This is a genomic window from Caballeronia temeraria (assembly GCF_001544795.2).
Lineage (GTDB): Bacteria > Pseudomonadota > Gammaproteobacteria > Burkholderiales > Burkholderiaceae > Caballeronia > Caballeronia temeraria.
In genome coordinates this window covers 250,940-277,792 of sequence record NZ_FCOI02000001.1, presented here as the reverse complement: position 1 = coordinate 277,792, position 26,853 = coordinate 250,940, and the positions used below count along the sequence as shown (strand labels likewise).

Here is a 26,853-nt window from a genome sequence, read left to right as displayed (position 1 = left end):
GGGCTGCCTGTGTGACAGGCGCCCGGCGCTCGCAAGCTTTCGCTTCCTTTCAGTTCGGCTTCGGTCGCATGGCGCGCACCCGTTATGTTGGACACACGTCGCACGCCTGAACAATGCCCTTGATGGGCGGCCAAAAACATCGTCCAATCTGGGCTTATCACAAACAATAATTTGAGCGCCGATTCGATGCGAGACGCCAGACCCGAGACCGAAGACCGCCTGAGCCTCGCCCGCCGCCCCGCCGCGGGCGAGAGCCGAACCGCGGCAGACACCACGCGCTGCAATCCGTGCGCCCGCGTTGCGGGCACCGGAGCGCACGGCGCTCGCGGCTCGCGCCGCGCGTGAACCCCGCGTGAACCCCCATTCCCGCGCGCGCCCGATGAACAAGCTCATCCTGCACCGTGTGATCGCGACGCTCGGCATCGCTGTGCTGGCGTTCGCGTGCTGGATCGCCGCCGGCTTGTTGTCGGACCGAATGGTACAACAGGAGATGACGGCGACCGTGCGCACCGAGCGCCAGATGGCGGCGTCGATCGTCGACAACATGGCGCAGATCATCGCGAGCGATCTGGCGATGTCGCGCGCCATTCCCGCCACGCTCGCGCAGATGGATCTCACGCAGCGTGCGCTCGCGGAGTCGCGGAATTATGCCTCGAACCCTGCCGGGACGGAACTCGAACGCCGCACCGACTGGACCGCGCGCCCCGCGCTCGAGAAGGTCAACCACTTCCTGCACGACGCACAGGGCTTTTCCGGCCTCGACTCCATCTGGCTCGTCAACGAACGCGGCTTCTGCATTGCGTCGAGCAACGCCGACGACGACAACAGCTTCATCGGCTACGACATGAGCGCTCGCGGCTATGTCGCGCGGGCGCTGCTGGGCGGCTTCGTCGAAATGTACGGCGTCGGACGGCTTTCCGGCGAGCCGGGCATTTTCATCGCGGCGCCCGCCTACGATGACGGCATCCTCGTCGGCGCGGTGATCGCCAAAGTGAGCATCGACCGGCTGCGGCACTGGGTCTCGCGCGCCGGCACCTTCGTGACCGACGAGAACGGCGTCGTCGTGATGGCGCACGACGGCCGGCTCGAATACCAGGCGATGCCCAATGCGCCCGTCGCACGCATGACCGAGCGCGAGCGCGTCGAGCATTACCGGCGCGAGTCGTTCCCGGAACTGCGCGTGTCGCACATCGGCGAACAGATGCGCGCGTCCGAGCACTGGCTCGCGCCCTCGCTCGCGCAGACCTTCTACGCCGCCAACGGCAGCAACGTGCCCTCGCTCTACGACGAGCGCACCGGCCTCAACTCGGGGCTGTCGGCGCATATCGTGCATCCGCTCACGAGCTGGCCGGAAATCAGCCGCAATCACAGCCGCGACCGCTTCCTCGTGTTTCTGACGATGCTCGGCGTCGTGACGCTCGCCATCGTGATCGCGACGTCGTACTCGCGCGAACGCCGGCTGCACCGCGCAACCCGCGATCTCGCCGAGCAGTTGCAGTCGGCCAATACGCTGCTGTCAGCCGAAGCGCGGCATGACGCGCTGACAGGCGCCCTCTCCCGGCGCTATTTCCTCGACACGCTGCGTCACGAAGTGGAGCTTGCGCGTTCGGTCGGCACGCCGCTGTCGGTCGCGATCGCCGATCTCGATCACTTCAAGCAGATCAACGACCGCTTCGGTCACGCGTCGGGCGATCGCGCGCTCGAACATTTCGTCGAAGTGTGCCGCGCGCAGCTTCGTCCGAGCGATGCGATCGGGCGGCTCGGTGGCGAGGAATTCGGCATTCTGCTGCCGCAAACCGCGCTCGCCGACGCTCAGGCCGTGCTCGAACGCCTGAGGAAGCGCTTTCATCACGAGCATTGCGCGCATTTGCCGGACGATGCCGCGCTGTCGGTGTCCATCGGCATCACGGAGCTCGCGCCCGACGACGCGCTCGAATGGATTCTCTCCCGCGCCGACCTCGCGCTCTACGAGGCCAAATCGCGCGGACGCGACCGCAGCGAAGTGCGCCCCGCCGATCCCGGCCCGTCGGCGCGGCATCCCGAAGACACGCTCGCCGGCAAGTAGGCGGCCTCGAGCGACGCATCGGCGCGTCGAGTCACCGCGCGTTCGTCCGGCTGTCGCGACGCGCAACGCATCGCGCAGGTATCATCGTTGTTCGAAATCGAATGCCGCTGGCGTGAATCGGGAGGATTGCATGAAGGGAAATCTGGTCATTGTGTGCCGGGATCAGGACGCAGAAACGTTCGACCACCTGCTCGCCGAGTACGGCTCTTTTCAGACGCGGCTGTCGTCGACGACGTGGTTCCTGAAGATCGATCTCGCGCCCGAAGTGATTCAGGAGGAGATTCTCTCGCGCCTCGGCAAGTACACGACGCACTACATTTTCGAGGCGTCGACCGTGACGTACAACACGGTGGACAGCGAAGCGGCCTCGGCGCTCGAAACCCTGTTCGACTGACGCCGCGCCGCCTTTCGTCCTTATCAGCGCGCCATTACAGCGCGCGTTCCTCGTGCTGCGGGCCGGCGCGCCGTTCCTGCGCCGGCCGCGTGGCGGTGTCGAACGGAAAGGTCATCGCGACCTGCAATCCGCCCTCGGCACGATTGCCGATCTCGCATTCGCCGCCCGCCCGCCGCGCGAGCCGCTCGACGATCGCGAGCCCGAGCCCGCTGTGGCCGCTTCCCCCGCGCGCCGGATCGAGCCGCACGAACGGCCGGCTCGCCTTGATGAGATCCTCCGGCGCGATGCCCCTGCCGTGGTCGGACACGGACAATACCCAGCCTTTTGCTTCCCGCCGCGTCTCGATGACGACCGGCGGCGCGCCGTACGCATGCGCGTTGTCCAGCAGATTCGACAGCAGCCGGTCCAGCGACGCGGCGGGCAGCACGAAAGCGGGCCCCGCTTCGAGTTTCAGGCGAATCGGCTGCGCGCCCGGCGCCACCGCGCGATAGGCCCGCACGATCCGCTCGCACTGCTCGTCGACGGGCACCGGCTCGCTGCCGTCCGGGCGATCGTGCGCAAAGACGAGGAACTGATCGACGATATGCGCCATCGAGTCCACGTCGCGCACGACGCCGTCGCGCATCTTCTCGTCGTCCATCATTTCGGCGCGCAGACGCAGGCGCGCGAGCGGCGTCTTGAGATCGTGCGCGACGCCCGCGAGCATCACGGCGCGGTCGTTCTCCGTCTGCGAGACTTCGCGGACCATCTGATTGAAGCCGTGCGTGAGTTGCCGCAATTCGCGCGGGCCGCGCTCCGGCACCGGCGGCGTCGGCTGGCCGCGCCCGAAGCGGCCGACCGCCTGCGCGAGCGCGCGCAGCGGATACTGCAACTGCCACGCGCCGCACAGCGCGGCGAGCACGGCGGTCGAGAAAATCAGCGCGAGCCACACGAGCATGCGGTCGCGCGAGCGTGGCGGCCGTAATGGCTGCACCGGCACGACGATCCAGCCGTCGTCCTTCGCGCCGTGCACCCACACGCTCGGCGGGCCGCCGGGCTCGTTCAGGCGCACCTCGGTGCCGTCGGGAAGGCGATCCTTCAGATCTTCGACAAAGCGCTGCAACGGCGGCGGCGTGTCCTCGTCGGGTTGCTTCGGCACGTCCGGCCTATTGAGCGCGACGAGCCGCACGCGCGGCGGCAAAGGCTGGTCGGGCGTATTCGTGATGTGCTGACGCACCGCCTCGACGAGAAACACGGCCTCCTCGACGGCAAAACGCGTCTGCACGTTGTCGCGCTCGAAACGGATGATCGCGAACCACGCGACATGCGACAAGACCAGCATGCCGATGACGATAACGACCAGCCGGCCGAACAGCGTATCAATTGCCCGGCGCATTTTGCTCGCCGTCCGGCACGAACACGTAACCGCGCCCCCGCACCGTCTGGATGAAGCGCGGCGCCGACGGATCGGTTTCCAGGATGCGGCGCAGGCGCCAGACCTGCACGTCGATGCCGCGGTCGGTGCCGTCGTATTCCGGGCCGTGCAGCAGTTCGAGCAGGCGCTCGCGCGTGAGCGTGCGCATCGGGTTATTGACGAAAATCTTGAGAAGCGCGAATTCGCTGCCGGAGAGCGTGAGCGGCTTGTCGTCGTGCTGCAGCGTGCGCGACTGGAAATCCAGCCTGAAGCGGCCGAACGAATACGGCTCGCGCTGCTCCGGCGCGGCGGACGGGATCGTGCGGCGGCGGCGCAACACCGCCTGCACCCGCGCGAGCAGTTCGCGCGGATTGAACGGCTTGCCGAGGTAGTCGTCCGCGCCCAGTTCCAGTCCGACGATACGGTCGACGTCATCCGCGCGCGCGGTCAGCATGATGACGGGGATGTCGTCGCCGGACGCGCGCAGTTGTTTCAGCGCGGTCAGCCCGTCGACACCCGGCATCATCAGATCGAGCACGATGAGATCCGGCCGCTCGCGTTCGATGCGGCGTTCGAGACCGCCGGCGTCGTGCAGCACCGAGACCTCGATGCCCTGCCGGACCAGATAGTCGCGCAGAAGGTCGCGCAGTTCGGCGTCGTCGTCGACGACAAGTATTTGCGTAGTCATGGGATGGAGTTTAGCGCGTGAGTCAGGCCTCGATTGATGACAGCCCTGCCATAAGGGTTACGGGGTGTTACGGCGAAAGCGGGGCGTAAACCCGCGTAATAAGCCTGAACCATGCCGTAACACGCGGGCCGCCGCGAACCCCTACGCTGTGTTTCACCGACAAGCGCAAGACCTCGACGCACCAAACGACACGTCGATCAGGGCCTCGCGGCTTCGGCTTCGAAAACAATCAAGGGAGTATCGAGATGGCCAAGCAATATCGCATCCTTACCGCCGCCGCTGCCGCAATCGCGCTGACGTTCGGCACGGCCTACGCCGCCACGAACGACGCGCCGAGCGCGCCGCCGGCTGGCGGCCCGGCCATGATGGGCGGCCCCGGCGGTCCCGGCGGCCACCATATGGAAATGCGCATGCAGAAACAACTGGACGCGCTGCACGGCCAGTTGAAGCTGAACGCGGATCAGGAAAAGCTGTGGCAGACCGCGCTCACGACCATGAAGCAGAACCATCAGCAGATGCGCGAAAGCTTCAAACAGATGCACGATCAGATGAAGTCGATGGAAGACCAGCCCATCCTCGACCTGAACGCGATGCACGCGGCGCACCAGAAGATCGAGCAGCAGAACGCGCAACTGCGCGAGCAGACCGCGACGGCGTGGCTGAACTTCTACAACTCGCTGAACGACCAGCAGAAGACGACCGTCAGTACGGCGCTCAAGAAGCACTTCGCGATGATGCGCGAGCACGAGCACAAGATGCATGAGCGTTGGGGCAAGCACCGCGGCGGCCCGGACAGCACTCCGGGTGCGGCGGCCGGCGCATCGGCCACCGCCAAGCCGTAAGGCGGCAGGCGCATGAGAAAAGGCCGCGGAGCGTAAGCCCCGCGGCCTTTGTCACACCGGACGGCAATCAGGCGAGGTCGAACAGCAGCACTTCCGCGTTGTCGCCCTTTTCGAGCGTCACCTTCGACACATCTTCCAGCTTCGCGGCATCGCCCGCGCCGAGCGCCTCGCCGTTCACCGTCACCGCGCCGCGCGCCACGTGCACATACACGCGGCGGCCGGCCGGCACGTCGAAGTCCGCGCGCTCGTCGCCATTGAAGAGACCCGCGAAGATGCGCGCGTTCGCGCCGATCTTCACCGAGCCGTCCGTGCCCTCCGGCGATGCGATCACGCGCAGACGGCCGCGCTTTTCATCGTCGGCGAAGCGCTTTTCCTCGTAGCCGGGCGCACCGCCCGGGGCATCCGGAATGATCCAGATCTGCAGGAAGTGGGCGGTGTCCGTCGGCGAACCGTTGAATTCGCTGTGGCGCACGCCGGTTCCGGCGCTCATGCGCTGGACGTCGCCGGGACGGATCGTCGAGCCGTTGCCCATGCTGTCGCGGTGCGCAAGCGCGCCGTCGAGCACGTAGCTGACGATTTCCATGTCGCGATGGCCGTGCGCACCGAAACCCTGCCCGCCCGCGACGCGATCTTCGTTGATCACCCGCAGCGCACCGAAGTGCATGTGCTCCGGATCGTAATAGTCGGCGAACGAAAAGCTGTGGTACGAATCGAGCCAGCCGTGGTTTGCGTGGCCCCGTTCGTTGCTGCGGCGAATGTCGAACATGATGTTTGCTCCCGCCCAAGGCGTTGTTTTGCGATGGAGAGAATGTAAGGGCGCCGCCCCTTTGAAACAACGCGTGCCGCGGCACTACATCGTTTCGCTGGTGCATCTAATCGGACACATCCGACTCAAGCGCTCGCGCGCTCGCACGCTTCGGGTAAAATACCGCGCTTTTCCGGGCTGCGCCGGGCGGAAATCGTCCGCGATGCGCCAATGCGCGTCGATCGGGCGATCAGCAACGGCAACGGCAACGGCAACTCGCAATTTTGACCATCTAGAATACCGACCGCTAGGCATCACGCGGAAGCGGGCCGGAGCGGGACAGTCGAACGCGCGGAGCAAAGCGTCATCGGCTGAGGAGAGACATGAAGAGATTCGCATCGCGCGCCGCGCCGTCATCCACGGGCGCGACCGCCGGGACGCTTCGCGCGCACGACCGCCGCGCGCCGCGCTCGTCGCGCTCCATGCACGTTAGGCACCTTACCAAGGAATCACCATGTTGCAAGGCTACGGCCCGCTGATCCTCGCGGGCACCTGGCAGACCGTCAAGCTGGCGGTGCTGTCGCTCGTGTTCGCCTTCGTGATCGGTCTGATCGGCGCGGCGGCGAAGCTGTCGAAAAACCGCCTGGCGTCGGGTGTCGGCACCGTCTATACGACGCTCATCCGCGGCGTGCCCGATCTCGTGCTGATGCTGCTGCTTTTCTACAGTATCCAGATCTGGCTGAACCTCTTCACCGACGCGATCGGCTGGGATCAGATCGACATCGACCCGTTCCTCGCCGGCATTCTGGTGCTCGGCTTCATCTACGGCGCGTATTTCACCGAAACCTTCCGCGGCGCGTTTCTCTCCGTGCCGCGCGGCCAGCTCGAAGCGGGCGCGGCCTACGGCATGACGCCGTGGCAGACCTTCGCGCGCATCATGTTTCCGCAGATGATGCGTTTCGCGCTGCCGGGCATCGGCAACAACTGGCAGGTGATGGTCAAGGCGACGGCGCTCGTGTCGATCATCGGTCTCGCGGATGTCGTCAAGGCCTCGCAGGACGCGGGCAAGGGCACGCTGCGTTTCTTCTTCTTCACGCTTCTCGCGGGCGCGGTCTATCTCGCGATCACCACGGTCTCGAATCTCGTGCTGATCTGGCTGGAGCGGCGCTATTCCATCGGCGTGCGCAAGGCCGACCTCTAATCGGTCCATTACAGGGCGGCAGGGATCATGATCGAAATCATCCAGGAATACTGGAAGAACTACCTCTTCACCGACGGCTACCGCATCACCGGTCTCGCGATCACGATGTGGCTGCTGGTCATTTCCATCGGCTTGGGCTTTTGTCTTTCGGTGCCGCTCGCGGTCGCGCGGGTGTCGAAGAACAAGCTGCTCTCGCGCTCGGTGTGGCTGTATACGTATGTGTTTCGCGGCACGCCGCTGTATGTGCAGCTGCTGCTCTGCTACACGGGTCTGTACAGCCTGCAGGTTGTGCGCGACCACATGCTGCTCGCCGAATTCTTCCGCAGCGGCATGAACTGCACGCTGCTCGCGTTCACGCTGAACACGTGCGCCTACACGACGGAGATTTTCGCCGGCGCGATCAAGGCGACGCCCTACGGCGAGATCGAAGCGGCGCGCGCATATGGCATGTCGGGCTTCACGCTGTATCGTCGGGTGATTCTTCCGTCGGCGCTGCGGCGCGCGCTGCCGTACTACAGCAACGAAGTGATTCTGATGCTGCACGCCACGACCGTCGCATTCACGGCGACCGTGCCGGACATCCTCAAGATCGCGCGCGACGTCAACTCGGCGACGTATCAGTCGTTCGAGGCGTTCGGCCTCGCCGCCCTGCTCTATCTCTGTATCTCGTTCGCGCTCGTGTGGCTGTTCCGCCGCGCCGAGCATCGCTGGCTCGCTTATTTGCGGCCGCAAGGCAAATAAGACCATCGCCGCTCAAGGACCGTTCATGATTTCCCAGCAGCACAAGCTTTTCGTCGACGATATTCACAAGCAGTACGGCAGCAACGAAGTTCTCAAGGGCGTGTCGCTGAAGGCCAAGGCCGGCGACGTGATCAGCATCATCGGCTCGTCGGGTTCGGGCAAAAGCACGATGCTGCGCTGTATCAACTTCCTCGAACAGCCGAACCAGGGGCGCATCTTCGTCGACGGCGCCGAAGTTCGCACCCTGAAGGACAAGACCGGCGCGCTGAAAGTGGCGGACCCGAAGCAATTGCGGCAGGTCCGCTCGAAGCTCTCGATGGTCTTCCAGCATTTCAATCTCTGGTCGCACATGAATGTGCTGGAGAACGTGATCGAAGCGCCCGTGAACGTGCTCGGGCTGACGAAGAAGGAAGCCGAGGATCGCGCGCGCATGTATCTGGAGAAAGTCGGGCTCGCGCCGCGCGTGGAGAAGCAGTATCCGTCGCATCTGTCGGGCGGGCAGCAGCAGCGCGTGGCCATTGCGCGCGCGCTCGCGATGCATCCCGACGTCATGCTCTTCGACGAGCCGACCTCCGCGCTCGATCCGGAACTCGTCGGCGAAGTGCTGAAGGTGATGCAGACGCTCGCCGAGGAAGGCCGCACGATGATCGTCGTCACGCACGAGATGGCATTCGCGCGCAACGTGTCGAACCATGTCGTGTTTCTGCATCAGGGGCGCATCGAGGAAGAAGGCCATCCCGACAAAGTATTCGGCAATACGAAGAGCGAGCGGCTGAAGCAGTTCCTGGCGGGCAGCCTGAAATAAACGCACGACCGTTGCCAGAAGCAACCTTCCACTCCAAAAAAAGCGTCCGTGAGACGCTTTTTTTGCGTCTGGGCGCGACGGTAACAGCCTCTTTCGCGCCCTTCGCCGACCTAGCGCCACGACGCACGTGCGTCAATAGGCGACAAACCTGACCCCGAAACCTACATGGCGCTAAAGCCCTGATGGAATAAGGCTTTGCGGGGTGTTTCCCATGCTGTGGGTAGTGCGGCTGACACATGGGCATTGCATTTTTGACACAGACGCGCGCCGAACCGTAAATTTCTTTGGCGGTATTAACGTATTTTGTTAAATTGGTAACCAAAGTACCAAAACGAAGTACGCAAAAAGTAGTTTTACTTCAAAAGTCCAAAAGAAACTGAGGAACGGCACCGATCGACGGATCGGCGTCAGGTTCGCGCCCACGACGTGCGAATCGTCACTTGCACCACAGCCCGCGCGTGTCCTTCCTCTGAAAAACAATTTTCGGTTGGGTGCGCTCGCATCGAACCACACAGCAGCACTTGGGTTCTATTTCTTGACAGGGTTGGAGGAGATGATGAAGAAAGCTTTGCTCGCGTCGGCAGCACTGCTGGCGTTCAGCGCGGGAGCGTACGCTCAGAGTAGCGTCACGCTGTATGGCCGCCTGGACGCGGGCCTTGAATACATGAACGGTGTGCCGACCGGCCCGGCCGGCGCGCCTGCCACCGGCAGTTCGCACCGCTTCAAGGCGGAAAGCGGCGACTGGGGCACGAGCTTGTGGGGTATGAAGGGTGTCGAAGATCTGGGCGGCGGCTATCGTGCCGTGTTCCAGTTGGAAGGCAGCTTCAACACCATGACGGGTCAGGGCCCGGGCGGCGGCGGTCTCTTCAATCGCTGGGCAACGGTCGGTATCGCCAACAACCAGTTCGGTACCCTGTTGCTGGGTCGCGAGCTCTTCATCGCGAACGGCGTGTGGGACTTCGATCCGTTCGGTCAGTCGAACTGGTCGTCGGCGTCGCTCGTGCGTGGCCGCAACTGGCCGCAGTCGAGCAACAACATTTCGTACCAGTCGCCGAAGGTCGCGGGCTTCGACTTCTACGGTCAGTACTCGCTCTCCAACGCGACGAACTGGAACGGCAACGGTACCACGCCGCAAGGCCGTGAAGCTGGCGCGTACATCACCTACACGTCGCCGCTCTTCCAGATCCGCGGTATGTACGATGAAATCCGCAACCCGGCAAACGGTACGCTCGGCGGCGTGTACAACCCGATCGACGGCGGCAATGGCGGCAACGGTGCGTACGCCTACTCGCGTGAGTACACGGCAATGTTCAACGTGTTCCTCGGCCAGTTCAAGATCCAGGGCGCGTACCAGGCCATCCGCAGTTCCGGCATGACGGGTCAGTTGCCCGGCCAGCCGACGGCGCTCGATCACGAATGGGGCGGCGTGACGTGGCAAGCAACGCCGGCAGCGGCGCTGATCGCCGCGGTCTACCACGTGAACGGCAACAACGGCGCGGGTAACGCGACCATCTACACGGCCGGCGGTTCGTACAACCTGTCCAAGCGCACCCTGCTCGACTTGCAGGTCGCGACGGTGCAGAACAGCAAGACCGCGAACTATGGCCTGAACGCCAACAACTTCGGTACGGCTGCCTCGACGGACAACCCGTTCCAGGGCCACAGCCAGACCGGCGTGTACGCAGGTATCCAGCACTCGTTCTAATCGACGAGTCTGGCCGAAGAGTCTTTTCTTAGAAGGTTTTCACGCTGCTGCGAGAGGCGCGTATCGGTGCGGTGCCCGAAAGGGTATCGCACCGTTTTTTACTTCTGCTCGCGACCTTTTCGATCCCCGCGACGCCTGGCATGACGAACGGCGATCCGGGCGCTTTCCGGCTCACGCACGACATTTGTCAAATTGACAATCAAAATGACGAAAGCGTGCTTCACAGAAAATAGTTCTGCTTCACAATCCTGAAAAAAATGAGGAATGACGCCGCTCGCCGGTTCATGGCGATGCTTCGTCATGCGTATGTTCAATTTTTCACGGATGTTGGAGGGGATGATGAAGAAGGTTTTGCTCGCGTCGGCAGCACTGTTGGCGTTCAGCGCAGCGGCGCATGCACAAAGCAGCGTGACGCTGTTCGGCCGCCTGGACGCGGGACTCGAATATATGACCGGCGTGCCGACGGGCGCCGGCCCGAACGGCGCCGCGACTGGCAGCACGCATCGCTTCCGCGCGGAAAGCGGCGACTGGGGCACGAGCCTGTGGGGCATCAAGGGCGTCGAAGACCTGGGTGGCGGCAATCGCGCCGTGTTCCATTTGGAGAACGGCTTCAACGCGATGAACGGCCAGGCGCAAGGCAACCTCTTCAATCGCTGGGCGACGGTTGGTATCGCCAACGATCGGTTCGGTACTGTGCTGCTCGGTCGCGAGCTCTTCATCTCGAACGGCGTGTGGGACTTCGATCCGTTCGGGCAGTCGAACTGGTCGTCCGCTTCGCTGGTGCGTGGCCGCAACTGGCCGCAGTCGAGCAACAACATCTCGTATCAATCGCCGAAGGTCGCGGGCTTCGATTTCTACGGCCAATACGCGCTCTCGAACGCGACGAACTGGAACGGCAACGGCACCACCGCGCAAGGCCGCGAGGCGGGCGCACAGATCACCTACACGGCGCCCTACTTCCAGGTTCGCGGTATCTATGACGAGATCCGCAATCCGGGCAACGGCACGCTCGGCGGCGCCTACAACGCGCTCGACGGCGGCTCGGGCGGCAACGGCGCCTACGCCTACTCGCGCGAATACACGGCGATGGTCAACCTGTTCCTCGGCCAGTTCAAGGTTCAGGGCGGCTATCAGGCAATCCGCACGTCGGGCATGACAAACCTGCTGGCCGGCCAGCCGAGCACGCTCGATCACGAGTGGGGCGGCGTGACGTGGCAAGCAACGCCGGCGGCGGCGCTGATCGCGGCGGTCTATCACGTCAACGGCAACAACGGCGCGGGTAACGCAACCATCTACAGCGTCGGCGGTTCGTACAACATCTCCAAGCGCACGCTGTTCGATCTGCAAGTCGCAACCGCACGAAACAGCAAGACGGCGAACTATGGCCTGAACGCCAACAACTACGGCTCGGCTGCGTCGACGGACAACCCGCTCGCCGGCCATAGCCAGACGGGCGTGTACGCGGGTATCCAGCACTCGTTCTGATCGGCAGGTTGGCAACGCCTCTGCGAGAGGCGTGCGACGGTGCGATATCCGATACGGATGTCGCACCGTTTTTTATTCGACGTGCCGCACAGCGATGCACGATAAAAAATGCCGCCGGTTCTCACCGGCGGCATTGTCGTTCCTGCAGGGAAGCGTTAATCCCGCGCCATTCCCGATGCACCGTGGCTCAACCAGTCGAGCACGGCGGCGGCGTCATCGTCGCTGGATTGACGCGCCTTCGCGACCGTCTCGCTGATCTTCGCGCCCGGCTTCGGCGCGGCCCGGCGGATCGCCACGCCGACCGCCAAAATGTCGATGATCACGAGATGGAGAATGCGCGAGATCATCGAAAGCTGCGACTCGCGGATTTCGATGTGATCCGTCTCCAGCGCCACCGTTGCGCGCTTGGCGAGCGGCGTGTTGCTCGACGTAATCGCGATGACCGTCGCGCCCTGCTGCATCGCCACTTCGAGCACGCGCAGCAGTTCGGGCGCACGCCCCGACTTCGACACCGCCACGATCACATCGCCCTTGCCGAGCAGCGCCGCCGAGGCCGCCTGCATGTAGAGGTCGCCGTAAGCGATCGTCGGAATGCCAAAGCGGAAGAACTTGTAGTGCGCGTCCTGCGCGACGATGTTCGAATTCCCGAGCCCGTAGAACTCGATGCGCCGCGCGCCGTTGAGAATGTCGATCGCGCGCTCGACGTTCTCGAAATTCAGATGCTCGCGCAACTGCAGAATCGCGGACACGGTGTTGTCGAGCACCTTCGCGCCGAAATCGGTGGCCGTGTCGCCGAGATGCACCTGGCTGTGGCTCACCGGAATCGTGCCGGTCAGGCCCGTCGCGAGCTTCAGCTTGAAGTCCGACAACCCCTGACAGCCGAGCGAGCGGCAGAAGCGGATCACGGTCGGCTGGCTCACGTCGGCCTTGCGCGCGATGTCGATGATCGGATCGTTGATGATCGAGCGCGGGTGATTCAGCGCGAGATCGGCGACGCGCCGTTCGGCGGGCGTCAGCGCATCGCGCATCTGGCGAATGCGTTCGAACACCGCCGACGAGCCGCTGTTCGCGCGGTTCGAAAGCTGCTCCGAGAGAATCGCCGAGACGCCGAGGAACGCCGGATATTCCGCCGTGATGATGTACGTGGGAATGCCCGACAGATACTGCTGAAAGCGCCCTTTCGCCTCGAACCGTTCGCGAAAAGGCGACTTGTGGAACAGCTCGCCCAGCTTGAGCACAATGCCGCCGCCGATGTAGATTCCGCCAAGCGCGCCCAGCGTCACCGCGATATTGCCGGCGAACGTGCCGAGGATCGCGCAAAAGCAGTTCACCGTTTCGAGCGCAAGCGCTTCGCCTTCCAGCGCGCGTGACGTGACATCGGCGGCAGTGAAGGTGTCGGCGACCGTCAAGTTGTCGCGCTCCGCCAACGCGCGATAGATCAGCTCCAGCCCCTGCCCCGCGCACACGCGCTCGAAGGACACGTGCGGAAACTTGCGGCGCGCATAGCGCGTAACGAGATCTTCTCGTTCGTCGAACGGCGAGAACGTGGCGTGGCCGCCTTCGCTGCCGAGCGCGATCCAGCGGTCATCCGCCGGAATCAGGCCGGACACGCCCAAACCGGTGCCCGGCCCGAGCAGGCCGATCACGCTGTTCTGCCGGCGCGAGCCGCCGCCGACCTGCTCGCGCTGCGTGTCGGTGAGACCGGGCAGCGCCATCGCGAGCGCGGTGAAGTCGTTCACGACGAGCAGCGTATCGAAGCCGAGCGCGCGGCGCGTCGCCTCGATCGAGAAACTCCAGTCGTGATTGGTCATCTTCACGTGATCGCCGTCGACCGGATTCGCGATCGCGATCGCCGCATGATTCACGCGGCTAACCTTCGTGTCCTTCAGATACTGCTGCATCACCTCCGCGATGCCGGGGTAATCGGCCCCCGGATACACGCGGATCTGCGCGATCTCGCCGGGCGCGGTCTCCAGCGCGAAGCGCGCGTTCGTGCCGCCGATGTCGGCCAGAAGGCGCGGTCCGTCGGCGTGCTGAGTCGCTGTCTTAGGCACACCAGTAGACATCGAGCTTCACTCCTTCAGCGTGGGCCAGCGTCGAGATGGCGTTCTTTTGCGGAGCGGCGAGCGCCGCGTTCAATACGTCGAGTTTCGTCTGCCCGGCGATGAAGAGATACAGCTGCCCGATCTGCGTGAGCGCCGACATCGACAGGCTCACGCGCGCATGCGGCGCCGCGCCCGGATGCACGGAGACGAAACGGTCCGGCGTGGAGATCGCGAAGTCCCATTCGGGCGCGTCGGCGAAGATCGACGCCGTGTGGCCGTCCTCGCCCATGCCGAGCACGGCGACGTCCGGCAGACGGCGGCGCGGATCGGCATTCAATTCGGCGATGTGCGCCTCGAGCGGCTTGCTCGTATCGACGAGCGGCAGAAAGTACGCCGACGCCGCCGCGTTCTGCAGCAGCGTTTCGCGCGCGAAGGTCGCGTTGCTCGCGGGATCGGTTTCGGGCACCCAGCGGTCGTCGACGAGCGTCACGTCGATATGCGCCCAATCGAGCGGCTCGCGCGAGAGCGCCTGCAAGAACGGCTTCGGGCTCGTGCCGCCCGACACGGCGAGCGTGGCGTGAGTGGTTTGACCCGCGGCATCGGCCGATGCCGCGCCGCGCGCCGCGAGGGACGCTTTCAGCGCGTCGCTCACGGCTTTCGCCAGCGCGTCCGAGTGGGCGCGCGGATCGTCGAAAGTATGAAGCTCGATCACTGCTCCTCCTGCTTGTTCTGGTTTATCGATCCGCTTTCTGTTCGCGCCGTCGCGATGACGGGCGAAGCGGTGTCCTCATTCCCCGTGCTCGCCGCGCGCCTCTTGCGGGCGGCGTCGGCCCACGCCATCAATTCTCTTCTTCGAGCCAGCACGTGCCGGCCTGCGCGAGCATCGCGCTCGATGCCGCCGGCCCCCACGTGCCCGCCGCGTACGGCTTGGGCTTATTCGCCGCCGACGCCCACGCGTTCAGGATCGGCTCGACCCAGCGCCATGCCGCTTCCTGCTCGTCGCGCCGCACGAAGAGCGCGAGGCGGCCGTGGATCACGTCGAGCAGCAGACGCTGATACGCCTCCATCTGTCCTTCCTTGAAGAACTGGTCGAACGCGAGATCCAGATGCACGCTCGCGAGATTCATGCCCTCGCCGGGCTGCTTCGCCAGACAATAGAGACGAATCGACTCGTTGGGCTGCAGCCGGATCACGAGCCGGTTCGCGCCCGCCCGCAATGCATTCGCGCCGAGCGCCGAATGCGGCACGGCGCGGAAATTCACGACGATCTCCGCGACGCGGTCCGCAAGCCGCTTACCCGTGCGCAGGAAAAACGGCACGCCCGCCCAGCGCCAGTTCTCGATCTCGACCTTCAGCGCGACGAAAGTTTCCGTTGTGCTGTCGGGGCGCACGCCCGGCTCCGTCGCATAGGCCGGCACCGCGGTGCCGCGAATCACGCCCGCATGATATTGCCCGCGCACGGCAACGCGGCTGATGTCGCGCTCGTCGACGGGCTTCAGCGCCCGCAGCACGCGCAGCTTCTCGTCGCGCACGGAGTCGGAGTCCATCGAGTGCGGCGGCTCCATCGTCACGATGGAGAGCAACTGCAGCAAATGGTTCTGCACCATGTCGCGTAGCGCGCCCGTATTGTCGTAGAAGTCGCCGCGCGCTTCCACGCCGAGTTCTTCCGCGATCGTGATCTGGATGCTCTCCACCCATTCGCGCCGCCACAGCGGTTCGAAGAGCGCGTTGCCGAAACGCAGCGCGAGCAGGTTCTGAACCGGCTCCTTGCCGAGATAGTGATCGATCCGGTAGATCTGCTCTTCCTGGAAGATTTCGCCGACGGCGTCGTTGATCGCGTTCGACGACTTCAGGTCGTAGCCGAGCGGCTTTTCCAGCACGATGCGCGCGTTCTGGTTCAGGCCGACATCGGCGAGCGCGCGGCAGATCGGCACGAAGAGCGACGGACCGGTCGCGAGATAGAAGACGCGGGTGCCGTCGAATTGCGCGAGCGCGTCGCGCAGGACGACGAAGTCCTCCGGACGGCCCAGATCCAGCCCGACGTACTGGAAGCGCTCGAGAAAGCTGCGCCACACGGTTTCATCGACACCGTTCTTCGACACATGCGGCTTCACGTGATCCTCGACCCACGCGCGGTATTCGCCTTGCTCCTTGGCTTCGCGCGCCACGGAGACGATCCTGCCTGACGGATTGAGCATGCCCGCGCGATGCGCCTCGTAGAGCGCGGGAAGAATCTTGCGCATGGAGAGATCGCCGGTGCCGCCGAAGAGGATGAAGGTGAAGTTCGAGTCGCTTTGCATGAGTCTCTGGCTGGGTTCGAGAGCGGATGTTGAGCTGAATCGGGGCGTGCGCCCAATGAGACCACGAATGAGGCCGTAGTCCGATAAAATTTTTTTTGACACTGAATTGTAGTTTAACTACAATCCAAATCAAGAGGAAATGTCGTCAAGCCAGAAATTAGCCGTGTCAACCAGATCACTCTGACGACCGGCTTTTTTTCGGGCGGACATCCTGAGGGCATGTTAACGGAGCACGCGGCTCGCTGCTTTCCACGGAAGGCTTCCCTTGCGGCTCACCTGCGTTCAGGCCTCGCGCCTCGCCGTCGAGTGCGCCCTTCGGGACGGCGCTTGAGCGGCCCGGCAAAAATCAAAAGAGGAGACAGCCGTTGCGATTCAACCCACTCATCTCTTGAGCGCCGTGCGGCCGTTCATCGGTCTGCCGGCCCGGCACGCCACGTCCGTCGTGACGCGCGTCTGCCGCTTCCCCGCCGACACCGCCGATTTCCGGCCATCCAGTTTTGCCGTTTTTTTGACCACCGCTTCTTAGCCATGCTTCTGGCTGCATCGGGAGCCAATCGTTTCTTGTCAGGTGTCTGGAGGAGATAAACAATGAAAGTCCGTAAGCTCATGGGCGCGCTGTGCGCCGCAGGTCTTCTGTGCGGCGCGACGGCGTCGGCGGTTCAGGCTGCCGAAGCCGTTTCCGTGTTGCACTGGTGGACGTCCGGCGGCGAATCCAAGGCTGTCGGCGTGCTCAAGGACGACATGACGAAGCAGGGTTACACCTGGAAGGACTTCGCTGTCGCGGGCGGCGCGGGCGCGGCCGCGATGACCGCGCTGAAGACGCAGGTCATCTCGGGCAACGCGCCGTCGGCGGCGCAGATCAAGGGCCCGCTGATCCAGGAATGGGCCGAGCAAGGCGTGCTCGTGCCGATCGACTCCGTCGCGGGCGACTGGAAGAAGAACCTGCCGCCGGAAATCGACAAGATCATCCACGCTGACGGCCATTACGTCGCCGCGCCCTTCTCGGTGCACCGCGTGAACTGGCTGTACATCAACAAGGCTGCGCTCGACAAGGCCGGCGGCAAGGTGCCGACGAACTGGAACGAGTTCTTCCAGGTCGCGGACAAGATGAAGGCCGCGGGCATCATGCCGATCGCGATGGGCGGCCAGCCGTGGCAGGACCTGACGCTGTGGGAAGACGTCGTGCTGTCGCAGGGCGCGGACTTCTACAAGAAGGCGATCGTCGATCTCGACCAGAAGACGCTGACCTCGGACAAGATGGTTCAGGTGTTCGACACGGTCCGCAAGATCCAGGGCTACTTCGACAGCGGCCGCACGGGCCGTGACTGGAATCTCGCGACCGCGATGGTCATCAACGGCAAGGCCGGCATGCAGTTCATGGGCGACTGGGCGAAGGGCGAATTCGCCGGCGCGGGCAAGAAGGCGGGCACGGACTACGTCTGCGCGCCGGTGCCGGGCACGGAGAAGGCCTACACCTTCAACGTCGACTCGTTCGTGTTCTTCCAGCAGAAGGGCCAGAAGGCCGCGACGCCGGGTCAGCTCGCGCTCGCGAAGACCATCATGACGCCGGAATTCCAGGAGCAGTTCAGCCTGAACAAGGGCTCGATCCCGGTGCGTCTGGGCGTCCCGATGGATAAGTTCGACGACTGCGCGAAGAAGTCCTACGCTGATGAACAGACGGCGATCAAATCGGGCGGCTACGTTCCGTCGCTTGCGCACGGCATGGCTCAGGGCGATGCCGTCGCGGGCGCCATGACCGACGTCGTGACGAAGTTCATGAATTCGTCGCAGGATTCGAAGAGCGCGGTTGCAGCGCTCGCGAACGCCGCCAAGACGAAGTAAGACAGCATCCGCCCGGCGCGCGTGCCACGCATGCGCCCGGGCGGGCGCCAGACAGCGCAGGACCGCACCTGTAACGTCGCAACATTTCAGCGCCAGCAGGCATCCGCCACAGAAGCGCCAGTCCGTGCATCCGAACGCACGAAAGCGCCGGCGCATCTTCCAGGAGTCGAGTCGTGACTGCCTCCATCACCGCGGACAAGAAACCGCAAAATCCGCCCCGTCGCGCTTCACCGACGGCGGCGCTCGCCGATCGCCTGATTCCGAAGCTGGTGCTCGCTCCCAGCGTCGTGATCGCGCTCATTTTCGTGTACGGCTTCATTGCCATTACCGGGTATCTGTCACTGTCCGAATCGCGGCTCATGCCGCGCTACGATTTCGCGGGCTTCGACCGCTATAAGCAGCTCTTCGCCAACGATGTCTGGTGGACTTCCGCCGCCAACCTCGGCTGGTTCGGCATTCCGTTCATCGGGATTTGCGTGTTCCTCGGCCTGTTCCTTGCGATCCTTCTCGACCAGAAGATCCGCAACGAAGGCGCATTGCGCGCGATCTTCCTCTACCCGATGGCGCTCTCGTTCATCGTGACCGGCACCGCCTGGCAGTGGATTCTGAATCCCGGCCTCGGTCTGGAGAAAGTGTTTCACGACTGGGGCTGGACGAGCTTCTCGTTCAACTGGCTCGGCGATCCGGACAAGGCGATTTTCTGCGTCGTGATCGCGGCCGTGTGGCAGTCCACAGGCTTCGTGATGGCGCTCTTCCTCGCCGGTCTGCGCGGCGTCGACAGCGAAATCTTCAAGGCGGCGCAGATGGACGGCGCGGGTTTGCCGACCATCTACCGCAAGATCGTGATTCCGAGCATGCGCCCGGTGTTCTTCTCCGTGCTCCTGATTCTCTGCCACATCACGATCAAGACCTTCGACCTCGTCGTCGCGCTGACGGCGGGCGGACCGGGCACGTCGTCGTCGCTGCCGGCGATCTTCATGTACACGTTCTCGTTCAACCGCGGCCAGCTGGGCGTGGGCGCCGCATCGTCGATGATGATGCTCGCCACGGTCGTCGCGGTGCTCGTGCCGCTCATGTATCTCGAATCGAGGAGCACCCGCAATGCAGCCTAAGATGACCTTGAGCCGCGCCGTCATCTACGCGGTGCTGATTCTCTTCGCGCTCTACTTCCTGTTCCCGATCTACGTGATGCTGTCGACGTCGTTCAAGGATCTCGACCAGCTTCGCACGGGCAACCTGCTCACGCCGCCCACGCACTTCACCTTCGATCCGTGGATCAAGGCATGGTCGGGCGCGTGTACCGGCGTGCGCTGCGACGGCATGGAGCCGTTCTTCATGAACTCGGTGCGCATGGTGATTCCGGCCGTGCTGATCTCGTCGTTCATCGGCGCGTTCAACGGCTATGTGCTCACGCACTGGCGTTTCCGCGGCGCGGACGGCCTGTTCACGATGCTGCTCGTCGGCTGCTTCATCCCCTTCCAGGCAATCCTGCTGCCAATGGCCCGCCTGCAGGGCTTTCTCGGCCTCTCGAACACGACGACCGGCCTCGTGCTCGTTCACGTGATCTACGGCATCGCATTCACGACGATGTTCTTCCGCAACTTCTACGTGAGCATTCCGGCCGAGCTGGTGAAGGCGGCGCGCATCGACGGCGCGGGCTTCTTCACCATCTTCACGAAGATCCTGCTGCCGGTGTCGCTGCCGATCTTCATGGTGTGCCTGATCTGGCAATTCACGCAGATCTGGAACGACTTCCTGTTCGGTATCGTGTTTTCGGGCGTGGATTCCATGCCGATCACGGTGGCGCTGAACAACCTCGTGAATACATCGACGGGCGTGAAGGAATACAACGTCGACATGGCCGGCGCGATCATCGCCGCCTTGCCGACGATTCTCGTCTACATGATCGCGGGACGTTATTTCGTGCGCGGGCTGACGGCCGGCGCGGTGAAGGGTTAATCGAGAAGTATCGAGAGATAGAGGATTCACATGGCAAGCCTTTCCATCCGTGACGTGTACAAGACCTACCCGAACGGGGTGCCGGTTCTCAAGGGCGTCAATATCGACATCGAGGACGGTCAGTTCCTGATCCTCGTCGGCGGCTCGGGCTGCGGCAAGTCGACCTTGCTGAACATGATCGCGGGTCTCGAAACCGTGACCAAGGGCGACATCATGATCGACGGCAAGACGGTCAACGACCTTTCGCCGAAGGACCGCGATATCGCGATGGTGTTCCAGTCCTACGCGCTCTACCCTTCGATGAGCGTGCGCGACAACATCTCGTTCGGCCTGAACATCCGCAAGGTGCCGAAGGACGAGCAGAAGAAGATCGTCGATCGCGTGTCGGAGACGCTGCAGATCGGTCATCTGCTGGACCGCAAGCCGGGGCAACTGTCGGGCGGTCAGCGTCAGCGCGTCGCGATGGGCCGTGCACTCGCGCGCGATCCGGTCATGTTCCTGTTCGACGAGCCGCTTTCGAACCTCGACGCGAAGCTGCGCATCGAGATGCGTTCGGAAATCAAGCTGCTGCATCAGCGTCTGGGCACGACCATCGTGTACGTGACGCACGATCAGATCGAAGCGATGACGCTCGGCGATCGCATCGCGGTGATGAAGGACGGCATCGTGCAGCAGTTCGGCGCGCCGCAGGAAATCTACGATTCGCCGTCGAACCTGTTCGTCGCGGGCTTCATCGGCGCGCCGCCGATGAACTTCATCGCCGGCAAGCTCGTCGAGTCGGGCTCGGGCGTCGGCTTGCAGCTCGATACGGGCGTCGCGCAGAAGGTGCTGAATCTGCCGTTCGATGCGGGCCGTTTGCGTAACAAGGTCGGTCAGGACGTGATTCTCGGCCTGCGTCCGGAGCGCATCACCGATTCGCGCAGCGCGCACGACGTGTCGGACACGAGCTTGCAGCCGGTGGACGTGCGCGTCGACGTGATCGAGCCGACCGGTCCGGACACGCTCGTGTTCGCGCAGGTGAACGGCAAGCGCATCGTGTCGCGCGTGCACCCGGCGGCGAATCCGCAGCCGATGTCGAACATGACGCTGCTGTTCGATGTGTCGAAGGCTGTGTTGTTCGATCCGCAGACGGAGGAGCGGCTGGCTTGAGGCCGCTGTTCGGCTGATTTGAAGCGCCACGGTTCGCCGTGGCGTTTTTCATTGCGCGGCGTAAAGAGGCACAATCGACGTTTTGCATTTCGATGACGCCAGCGCCCGCATGACACTCCTCTCCTCGCATCCCGACCTCGCCTGGACTCCATCCGACGGTCCCGATCCTTTCATCGGCCTCGAAGCGCTCGGCGACGCCCGCGTGCAGTCGTGGGTCGATGCCCAGAACCGCCGCACCGAAGCCGCATTCGGCGACACACCCGACGCGCGCACGCTCGCCGGGCGGCTCGAAAAGGCGTACACGTCGAAGGATCGCATCGTCGCGTGCTCGCGTTACGGCGACTGGGCCTACAACACCTGGCAGGACGACGCGCATCCGCTCGGCATCGTGCGCCGCACGCCGTGGTCTTCGTGGCTCGAAGGCAAGCCCGAATGGGAAACGATCCTCGACGTCGATGCCCTCGACCTGAACACCAACGAAGCCGACGACACCCGCTGGGCGCTCGCCGACTTCGACATGCTCTATCCCCACTACGACCGCGCGCTCGTCAGCCTGTCGCCGGGCGGCTCGGACGCGTGCATGGTGCGCGAGTTCGATGTCGCGTCGAAAAGTTTCGTCGCGGATGGCTTCGTGCTGCCCGATGTCGGCAAGCACGACATCTCGTGGATCGATCGCGACACGGTGTACGTCGGCTGGGACGACAGCAAGACGAACCCGCGCCCCACGCTCACGACATCCGGCTTCCCGCGTCAGGCGCGTCGCTGGAAACGCGGCACGCCGCTCGCGGATGCGCCCGTCGTGTTCGAGGGCAACCGGCGCGATGTGTCGGCGGGCGTGGACTACGATCCCCTCGAGAAGCTGCATCTCGCGTCGCGCGCGGTCACGTTCTACGACACGCTCAACTACTGGCTCGACGAAACCGCCAACGAATGGCGTCAGTACGATCTGCCGCCGCACGCGGAAATCGAGCACTGGAACGGCTGGCTCTTCGTCACGCCGCGCAAGTTCTGGAACGCGGGCGGCCGCCGCTACGCGCCCGGCACGCTGACCGTCATCCGGCGCGACGCGTTTCTTGCGGGCTCGCGACAGTTCACTTCGCTTTTCACGCCATCGGAACGGCTCGTGCTCGCGGGCATCGACTTCACGAAGCACTGGCTGATCGTCTCGCAGATGGACGACGGCACGCCCCGCGTCACGCTGCTGCGCCCGAACGAGAACGCCGACGACGCATGGCGCACGCGCGAGTTCGCGCTGCCGGAAGCGAGCCAGTCGTGGGTCGATTCGATCGACAGCGAACGCGACGACACCGTGCTCATCCACGTCGAGCACTTTCTGATGCCGCCGTCGCTCCATTACGCCGATCTCGCCACCGATGCCCCGTGGCAACTACTCGCCCGCCTTCCCGCGCAATTCGACGCAACCGGCCTCGCCGCCGTGCGCCGCCACGCGATCGCGCCGGACGGCGAGCGCATTCCCTACTGGCTGATCGGCAAGGACGTCGAGACGAACGCGACGACGCGCCCTTGCCTGCTCTACGGCTATGGCGGTTTCGAAGTCGCGCTCGATCCCGGCTACGACGCGACGACCGGCATCGCCTGGCTCGAACGCGGCGGGCTTTACGCGGTCGCGAACATCCGCGGCGGCGGCGAATTCGGGCCGGCGTGGCATCAGGCGGCGCTGCGCGAGAATCGCCAGATTTCGTTCGATGATTTCATCGCGGTGGCGGAGGCGCTCGTCGCGACCGGCGTCACGACGCCAAAGCAGCTCGCGATTCGCGGCGGCAGCAACGGCGGCCTGCTCACCGGCGTGTGCATGGTCCAACGGCCCGAGCTTTTCGGCGCGGTGCTCTCCGAGGTGCCGCTGCTCGACATGGCGCGCTTTCACTTGCTGCTGCAAGGCGCATCGTGGATCGACGAATACGGCGACCCCGACGACACAGGCGATCTGCGTCATCTGATGGCGTATTCGCCGTATCAGAACGTGAAGGCAGACGTGGCTTATCCGCCGACGCTCTTCACGTCATCGACGAGCGATGACCGCGTGCATCCCGGCCACGCGCGCAAGATGGCCGCGAAGATGCAGGCGCAAGGCCACGACAACGTCTGGTATCAGGAAACCGGTGACGGCGGGCACGGCGCGGGCGTCGAGCCGGAAGCGATCGCACAGGCGGAAGCGGCGGCCTTCACGTTTCTCGCGGCGACGATCGGCCCGCTCGCCTGAGTCAGACCTTCACGGGCGCCGCATGCGAGCGCAGCACCAGCGTGCGCCCGGCGAAGGTCAGCACGCCGCACACGCCGATCACGATGCCCATGCCGTGCGGCGAGACATCGTGGAAGAAGCCGACCGCGAGACTCGCGAGCGCGCCGAGCGCGAGCTGCATCGCGCCGAACACGGCGGCGGCCGCGCCCGCGTTATGCGGGTATCGATGCATCAGCTCGGTCGTGCAATTGGCCGACAGCAGCCCGACCACGCCGACGACGAAAAACAGCGTCACGACGATCGACCACAGGCCGCCCCATCCCGTGAGCGCCACGAGCGCGACCGCGAGCGCCGCCGCGACGCTCACGAACGACGCCGCCGAAATCATCTTCATCGCGCCGACGCGGCCGACGAACTTCGTGTTCAGCACGTTCCCCGCGATGATGCCGACGATGTTCAGCCCGAACAGCAGCCCGTAGTACTGCGGCTTCACATGGAAGTAGTCGATATAGACGAACGGCGTCGCGGTGATGTATGCGAACATCGACGCGAACGCCATGCCGCCGCACATCATGTGGCCCCACGTGACGGGATCGGTCAGCAGATGCCCGTAGGCAGCAAACGATTTGCCGATGGCCGCGCTCGCGCGCTTTTCCTTCGGCCACGTTTCCGGCACGCGCAGATAGGCCGTCGCCGCGCAGGTCACGCCGAAGAGCGTCAGCGCGACGAACACGACGCGCCAGCCGCCGAGCAGCAGCAATTGCCCGCCGATCAACGGCGCGAGCAGCGGGCCTATCGACGTGACGATGGAAAGCATCGACAGCACGCGGGCGGCGTCGGTCGGCTCGTGGGCATCGCGGGCGATCGCGCGTGCGAGCACGGAAGCCGCGCCCGCGCCGAGCGCCTGCAGAAAGCGCACGAACACCAGCGTATCGATGGAAAACGCCACCGCACAGCCGATGCTCGCCAGCGCATAAAGCACGATGCCGCCGAGCAGGACGGGCCGGCGGCCGTACGCATCGGACATCGGGCCGTAGAGCAGCATGCCGAACGAAAAGCCGAACATGAAGCTCGTGAGCGTGCTTTGGGCGGCGGCCGGACTCGTGCCGAACGCGGCGGCGAGCGACGGCAGGCTCGGCAGATACATGTCGATCGACAGCGGGCCGCACGCCGCGAGCGCGCCGAGCAACAGGATCAAACGGCCATCGGGCCGGCGCCGGGGGGTGTCGGACATGAAGTTCGAGAGACGGGAAAGAGTGGATGCGGCGCAGCTTTCTTGCCGCGCAAACGAGCGTCCATTGTACGCGACGCGTCATCCTGATCCGGCCCTGAGCGCCGCGTTGCGTTAAGCTCGTCGCACGTCTTCGCTTTTATCTTCGTCGATCCGATGACCGCCTTTCTGCTGATCTGGAGCCCCAAAAAGTGGCCGTGGCCCGAGTTGCCCGATATGGCGCGGCGCGTCGGCGCAGGCGATGCCGTCGCCGATGTCTGGGGCTGCGGCACCGCGCGCGGTCTCCTGCCGGGCGATCGCGTGTTCGTGCATCGCGTGTCGCAGGAACCGAAGGGCGTGTTCGCGTCGGGCTGGGTGACGCGCGCGCCGTACGAAGTGCCCGACGCCGGCAGCAAGCGTGGCTATCGGCTATGCATCGACTTCGTGTATGACTGGCTCGTCGATGCGCATGAGCGAGTCGTCGTCACGCGCGACGAATTGCGCGCGCATCCGTTTTCCGTGCAGACGTGGGACGCGCAAATGTCCGGCACGCTCATCAAGCCGATGGCCGAGGGCGCGCTCGAAAAGCTATGGACCGAACGCACCGGACGACGCCCGAAGTCGCCCTAGCCGGACACGGCTCATTGGCAACGACTCCGGTACAATTTCAGCATCGTTTTTCGCGTCGGACGGCGCATTTCGCGCACCGCGCCGGCATCGCGGCAGCGGCCGCCGGAAGCCTCCTCGCGACTCCCGCATCCACTTTTCAGCGCAGGTCTTCATCCATGTCCAAGAATCAAGCTCTCTTCGAACGCGCGCAGCGAACCATTCCCGGCGGCGTGAATTCGCCGGTGCGGGCGTTCCGCTCGGTCGGCGGCACGCCGCGCTTCATCGAGCGCGCGGAAGGCGCGTATTTCTGGGATGCGGACGGCAAGCGCTATATCGACTACATCGGCTCATGGGGCCCGATGATTCTCGGTCACGTTCATCCCGAAGTGCTCGACGCCGTGCAGCGCGTTCTCGCGAACGGCTTCTCGTTCGGCGCGCCGACCGAAGCCGAAATCGAGATCGCCGAGGAAATCTGCAAGCTCGTGCCGTCGATCGAACAGGTCCGCATGGTGTCGAGCGGCACCGAGGCCACCATGAGCGCGCTGCGCCTCGCGCGCGGCTTCACGAACCGCAGCCGCATCATCAAGTTCGAAGGCTGCTATCACGGTCACGCCGACAGCCTGCTCGTCAAGGCCGGTTCCGGTCTGCTCACGTTCGGCAACCCGACGTCCGCAGGCGTGCCCGCCGACATCGCGAAGCACACGACCGTGCTCGAATACAACAACGTCGAGCAACTGAACGAGGCGTTCAAGGCGTTCGGCTCGGAGATCGCGTCGGTGATCGTCGAGCCGGTCGCGGGCAACATGAACCTCGTGCGTGCGACGCCGGAGTTCCTCAACGCGCTGCGCGAGCGCTGCAACGAATACGGCTCGGTGCTGATTTTCGACGAAGTGATGTGCGGCTTTCGCGTCGCGCTCGGCGGCGCGCAGGAGGTCTACGGCATCAAGCCGGATCTCACGTGTCTCGGCAAGGTCATCGGCGGCGGCATGCCGGCGGCCGCGTTCGGCGGACGTCGCGACATCATGGCGCATCTCGCGCCGCTCGGCGGCGTCTATCAGGCGGGCACGCTGTCGGGCAACCCGATCGCCGTGGCCGCCGGCCTGAAGACGCTGCAACTGATCCAGCGCCCCGGCTTCTACGACGACCTCGCGAAGCAGACGCGCAAGCTCGTCGACGGCCTGACTTCCGCCGCCCGCGACGCCAAAGTGCCCTTCTCCGCCGATTCGATCGGCGGCATGTTCGGCCTGTATTTCATGGATCAGGTGCCGGGCAGCTTCGCGCAGATCCAGCAAGGCGACACGAAGCGGTTCAACGCGTTCTTCCACGCGATGCTCGATGCCGGCGTGTACTTCGCGCCATCGGCGTTCGAGGCGGGCTTCGTGTCGAGCGCGCACGACGACGCGATCATCGATGCGACGATCGACGCCGCGCGCGGCGCGTTCGCGTCGCTCGCCGCCTGACGCTCCCGGGCCGCG

25 protein-coding genes are annotated in these 26,853 nt (G+C 64.5%); 15 read left to right on the top strand and 10 right to left on the bottom strand.

Translation table 11 applies throughout. The annotated features are described in order from the left end of the window. Positions 1-379: 379 nt before the first annotated feature. Positions 380-2,065 (top strand): sensor domain-containing diguanylate cyclase, encoded by a 1,686-nt coding sequence (locus tag AWB76_RS01310; protein WP_061158312.1) that lies wholly within the window; start codon positions 380-382, stop codon positions 2,063-2,065. A 130-nt stretch (positions 2,066-2,195) separates the two neighbouring features. Further along, positions 2,196-2,459, top strand: a complete 264-nt coding sequence (locus tag AWB76_RS01305; RefSeq protein WP_008350806.1) for a hypothetical protein — start codon at positions 2,196-2,198, stop codon at positions 2,457-2,459. A gap of 34 nt (positions 2,460-2,493) precedes the next feature. Here AWB76_RS01305 and AWB76_RS01300 read toward each other — a convergent pair whose 3' ends face one another. Both AWB76_RS01300 and AWB76_RS01295 read right to left on the bottom strand, forming a co-directional pair. After that, positions 2,494-3,834, bottom strand: a complete 1,341-nt coding sequence (locus AWB76_RS01300; protein ID WP_061158311.1) for an ATP-binding protein — start codon at positions 3,832-3,834, stop codon at positions 2,494-2,496. After that, a complete protein-coding gene (locus AWB76_RS01295) occupies positions 3,818-4,540 on the bottom strand; it encodes a response regulator (RefSeq protein ID WP_061158310.1) in 723 nt (240 codons plus the stop codon). Before AWB76_RS01295 ends, AWB76_RS01300 begins: the two co-directional genes overlap by 17 nt. A 245-nt stretch (positions 4,541-4,785) precedes the next feature. On the opposite strand from AWB76_RS01295, the gene AWB76_RS01290 reads away from it, so the two are divergent. Further along, on the top strand, positions 4,786-5,382 hold the full coding sequence (locus tag AWB76_RS01290) for a Spy/CpxP family protein refolding chaperone (protein ID WP_061158309.1): 597 nt from the start codon (positions 4,786-4,788) through the stop codon (positions 5,380-5,382). Positions 5,383-5,449: 67 nt separating this feature from the next. On the opposite strand, the gene AWB76_RS01285 is transcribed toward AWB76_RS01290, so the two are convergent. Further along, entirely contained in the window at positions 5,450-6,148 is a 699-nt protein-coding gene (locus tag AWB76_RS01285) for a pirin family protein (RefSeq protein ID WP_061158308.1), read from the bottom strand. A 493-nt stretch (positions 6,149-6,641) separates the two neighbouring features. On the opposite strand from AWB76_RS01285, the gene AWB76_RS01280 reads away from it, so the two are divergent. From AWB76_RS01280 to AWB76_RS01265, 4 genes are all read left to right on the top strand, one after another. Beyond that, a complete protein-coding gene (locus AWB76_RS01280; protein ID WP_061158307.1) occupies positions 6,642-7,328 on the top strand; it encodes an ABC transporter permease in 687 nt (228 codons plus the stop codon). 27 nt (positions 7,329-7,355) lie between these two features. Continuing rightward, a complete protein-coding gene (locus AWB76_RS01275; protein ID WP_061158306.1) occupies positions 7,356-8,069 on the top strand; it encodes an ABC transporter permease in 714 nt (237 codons plus the stop codon). Positions 8,070-8,094: 25 nt separating this feature from the next. Then, positions 8,095-8,874, top strand: a complete 780-nt coding sequence (locus tag AWB76_RS01270) for an ABC transporter ATP-binding protein (RefSeq protein ID WP_061158305.1) — start codon at positions 8,095-8,097, stop codon at positions 8,872-8,874. A gap of 556 nt (positions 8,875-9,430) precedes the next feature. Further along, positions 9,431-10,579 carry a porin gene (locus AWB76_RS01265; RefSeq protein ID WP_061158538.1) on the top strand — a complete coding sequence of 383 codons (1,149 nt, stop codon included), beginning with the start codon at positions 9,431-9,433 and terminating at the stop codon, positions 10,577-10,579. Positions 10,580-10,677: 98 nt separating this feature from the next. On the opposite strand, the gene AWB76_RS40615 is transcribed toward AWB76_RS01265, so the two are convergent. Then, positions 10,678-10,881 carry a hypothetical protein gene (locus AWB76_RS40615; protein ID WP_157696034.1) on the bottom strand — a complete coding sequence of 68 codons (204 nt, stop codon included), beginning with the start codon at positions 10,879-10,881 and terminating at the stop codon, positions 10,678-10,680. Positions 10,882-10,918: 37 nt separating this feature from the next. On the opposite strand from AWB76_RS40615, the gene AWB76_RS01260 reads away from it, so the two are divergent. Beyond that, positions 10,919-12,064, top strand: a complete 1,146-nt coding sequence (locus AWB76_RS01260) for a porin (protein WP_061158537.1) — start codon at positions 10,919-10,921, stop codon at positions 12,062-12,064. 155 nt (positions 12,065-12,219) lie between these two features. On the opposite strand, the gene AWB76_RS01255 is transcribed toward AWB76_RS01260, so the two are convergent. The 5 genes from AWB76_RS01255 to AWB76_RS41480 all read right to left on the bottom strand — a co-directional run bounded on the left by AWB76_RS01255 (position 12,220) and on the right by AWB76_RS41480 (position 16,953). Beyond that, positions 12,220-14,130 (bottom strand): bifunctional transcriptional regulator/glucokinase, encoded by a 1,911-nt coding sequence (locus AWB76_RS01255; RefSeq protein WP_061158304.1) that lies wholly within the window; start codon positions 14,128-14,130, stop codon positions 12,220-12,222. Beyond that, on the bottom strand, positions 14,111-14,821 hold the full coding sequence (gene pgl / locus AWB76_RS01250; RefSeq protein ID WP_061158303.1) for a 6-phosphogluconolactonase: 711 nt from the start codon (positions 14,819-14,821) through the stop codon (positions 14,111-14,113). The genes AWB76_RS01255 and pgl overlap by 20 nt, the downstream gene beginning before the upstream one ends. Then, positions 14,818-14,949: a hypothetical protein gene (locus tag AWB76_RS42625; protein WP_279616381.1), complete on the bottom strand. Its 132-nt coding sequence runs from the start codon at positions 14,947-14,949 to the stop codon at positions 14,818-14,820. The genes pgl and AWB76_RS42625 overlap by 4 nt, the downstream gene beginning before the upstream one ends. Next, the gene (gene zwf / locus AWB76_RS01245; RefSeq protein ID WP_061158302.1) at positions 14,949-16,409 is read right to left on the bottom strand and encodes a glucose-6-phosphate dehydrogenase; all 1,461 of its coding nucleotides are present in this window, start codon (positions 16,407-16,409) and stop codon (positions 14,949-14,951) included. The genes AWB76_RS42625 and zwf overlap by 1 nt, the downstream gene beginning before the upstream one ends. Positions 16,410-16,755: 346 nt before the next feature. Beyond that, positions 16,756-16,953, bottom strand: a complete 198-nt coding sequence (locus tag AWB76_RS41480; protein ID WP_167357722.1) for a hypothetical protein — start codon at positions 16,951-16,953, stop codon at positions 16,756-16,758. Between the two features lie 44 nt (positions 16,954-16,997). Between AWB76_RS41480 and AWB76_RS01240 the strand changes: the two genes are divergently transcribed. The 5 genes from AWB76_RS01240 (at position 16,998) to AWB76_RS01220 (ending at position 23,580) form a co-directional block, all read left to right on the top strand. Further along, positions 16,998-18,251, top strand: coding sequence for an ABC transporter substrate-binding protein (locus AWB76_RS01240; RefSeq protein WP_008350833.1), 1,254 nt, complete (start codon positions 16,998-17,000; stop codon positions 18,249-18,251). 173 nt (positions 18,252-18,424) lie between these two features. Then, a complete protein-coding gene (locus AWB76_RS01235; protein ID WP_061158301.1) occupies positions 18,425-19,363 on the top strand; it encodes a carbohydrate ABC transporter permease in 939 nt (312 codons plus the stop codon). Then, positions 19,353-20,210 (top strand): carbohydrate ABC transporter permease, encoded by an 858-nt coding sequence (locus AWB76_RS01230; protein WP_035506188.1) that lies wholly within the window; start codon positions 19,353-19,355, stop codon positions 20,208-20,210. Before AWB76_RS01235 ends, AWB76_RS01230 begins: the two co-directional genes overlap by 11 nt. Before the next feature lie 30 nt (positions 20,211-20,240). After that, on the top strand, positions 20,241-21,359 hold the full coding sequence (locus AWB76_RS01225; RefSeq protein ID WP_061158300.1) for an ABC transporter ATP-binding protein: 1,119 nt from the start codon (positions 20,241-20,243) through the stop codon (positions 21,357-21,359). 109 nt (positions 21,360-21,468) lie between these two features. Further along, positions 21,469-23,580 carry a prolyl oligopeptidase family serine peptidase gene (locus tag AWB76_RS01220; RefSeq protein WP_061158299.1) on the top strand — a complete coding sequence of 704 codons (2,112 nt, stop codon included), beginning with the start codon at positions 21,469-21,471 and terminating at the stop codon, positions 23,578-23,580. A gap of 1 nt (position 23,581) precedes the next feature. On the opposite strand, the gene AWB76_RS01215 is transcribed toward AWB76_RS01220, so the two are convergent. After that, positions 23,582-24,793 (bottom strand): Bcr/CflA family multidrug efflux MFS transporter, encoded by a 1,212-nt coding sequence (locus tag AWB76_RS01215; protein WP_061158298.1) that lies wholly within the window; start codon positions 24,791-24,793, stop codon positions 23,582-23,584. Between the two features lie 153 nt (positions 24,794-24,946). On the opposite strand from AWB76_RS01215, the gene AWB76_RS01210 reads away from it, so the two are divergent. Together AWB76_RS01210 and hemL are read left to right on the top strand one after the other, a co-directional pair. After that, positions 24,947-25,399: a hypothetical protein gene (locus AWB76_RS01210; protein ID WP_061158297.1), complete on the top strand. Its 453-nt coding sequence runs from the start codon at positions 24,947-24,949 to the stop codon at positions 25,397-25,399. Positions 25,400-25,554: 155 nt separating this feature from the next. Then, the gene (hemL, locus tag AWB76_RS01205) at positions 25,555-26,838 is read left to right on the top strand and encodes a glutamate-1-semialdehyde 2,1-aminomutase (RefSeq protein WP_061158296.1); all 1,284 of its coding nucleotides are present in this window, start codon (positions 25,555-25,557) and stop codon (positions 26,836-26,838) included. The last annotated feature ends 15 nt before the right edge of the window (positions 26,839-26,853 follow it).